The organism is Streptomyces boncukensis (assembly GCF_011045075.1).
Taxonomy (GTDB): Bacteria; Actinomycetota; Actinomycetes; order Streptomycetales; family Streptomycetaceae; genus Streptomyces; species Streptomyces boncukensis.
In genome coordinates this window covers 1-1,735 of sequence record NZ_JAAKZZ010000892.1, presented here as the reverse complement: position 1 = coordinate 1,735, position 1,735 = coordinate 1, and the positions used below count along the sequence as shown (strand labels likewise).

General features: G+C 74.9%; 1 protein-coding gene. It reads right to left on the bottom strand.

The genetic code is table 11. The annotated features are described in order from the left end of the window. Nucleotides 1-22: 22 nt before the first annotated feature. The gene (locus G5C65_RS36755) at nt 23-1,444 is read right to left on the bottom strand and encodes an FG-GAP-like repeat-containing protein (RefSeq protein WP_165303374.1); all 1,422 of its coding nucleotides are present in this window, start codon (nt 1,442-1,444) and stop codon (nt 23-25) included. Nucleotides 1,445-1,735: the final 291 nt, after the last annotated feature.

Genomic DNA, 1,735 nt, shown 5'->3' with positions numbered 1-1,735 from the left:
GGGCCGGGCGGGGACTGGGCGGTCAGTGGTCGAAGACCTCGCCGAAGCGCAGCCCGGCGTTCGCGGTGAAGCCGACATCGGCGCCGGAGAAGACGGCGCTGCCTTCGGTCGTCACTCCGGAGGCCCCGCCCCGCAGCGTCCAGACCGCGCCGGCGTCCTCGTCCGCGCCGAGGTCCTCGCCGACGGCGGCGGCGAACAGGTCGGCGCTGCCGTCCTGGTCGACGTCGGCGAGATGGACGCCGGCGCCGAAGCGGTCGCCGTCCTCGCCGGTCCCGGGGACGCCCGGGGTGTCCTGGTGGAGGCTCTGCGCGCCGGTGTCGCCGACGCCGTCCGCCGAGCCCCTGAGCAGGACGGCACGGCCTCGGTCGCTGCCGCCCGCGCCCTCGCCGGGGACGCCGACGGCGATGTCCGCGTAGCCGTCTCCCGTCACATCGCGCACGGAGACATCGGCGCCGAAGCGGTCCCCCGCGCCGCCGGTGCCGGGGACGCCGGGGCTGTCCTGGTCGTAGCGGGCGGGCTCGCGGCCGGTGTTGAGGCCGCCCGGTGCGCCCCACCAGACGGTGACAGCGCCAGCCCCGCCACCGTCCGCCGGCTCGCCGGTGACCAGGTCGGTCGAGCCGTCCCGGTCGATGTCGCCGGCCGCGACGGAGCGGGTCGCGGTGCCGCCGTCCGACAGGACGCTGTGGTAGTAGCCGATGTCGCCCGGACCGCCGCGGAAGGTGGCCAGATAGTCGCCGCTGCCGTCCCCGCGCGTGCCGTACACCACGAAGTCCGCGCTGGAGCCGCCCCCGAACCGGCCCGCGGCGACTCCGTCCAGCCGGACGTCCTCGGGGAGGAAGTCGTGCTCCAGGCCCAGGGCCACGTCGCTGCCGTCGCCCTGGGGCGTCGCCTCCGAGTACCACCAGAAGTGGCGTCCGCTGACCACCTGGAGCTGCGGGGTGCCGTCTCCGTCGAGGTCGCTGAAGGCGGCGCCCTGGCCGAAGTTGCGGTCGTCGGCCGTGGGGGCGTGGAGTGCGATGCCGCCGTCCGTGAGGCCCCGGGGGCCGCCCCAGATGACCGAGAGGCTGCCGTCGGGTCTGCCGTCGGCCTTCTCGTACGGGGCGCCGACGATCACGTCCGCGTAGCCGTCGTGGTTGACGTCGCCGCTGGTGACGTTCTCGCCGAACTGGTCGCCCGGCTCGGCGGTGCCCGGCACGCCCGGGGTGTCCTGGGTGATGCGCACCGAGCGGGACGGGGAGACCCCGGACGCGGACCCGTACATCACGACCACGGCACCGGCCTTCCCGTCTGCCTCGGGCACGCCGATGGCCACGTCGGGGTAGCCGTCGCCGTTGAAGTCCCCCCGCTGCCCCGAGGGTTCGGCGGCGGCCGCGAGCGGGGTCAGCAACCCCCCGGTGACGGCGGCCGCCAGGGCGGCCGCGGTGACAAGAACGCGCGTACGCATACGGGATCCTCTTCACTCTGGTGTCGGACGGAGTGCCGCTGGCCGCGCCCCGAGGGGCGCGGGGAACTGCGCGACCGGCCACAGCAAACCCGCACACGGCGGCGGACGGCAAGGGGCAGCCCCTGCCCGGCAGGGTTCACCGCCTCGCGCCGCCCGGCACGGCACTAGGACTTGTCCGGTCGATCATGTTCGGAGCCAGATGGTGAGGGCTGCGGCGGTTGCGGTGCCGAGGTAGATGTAGCCGCGTTTGTCGTAGCGGGTGGCTACTGCTCTGGCGTTCTTCAGCCGATT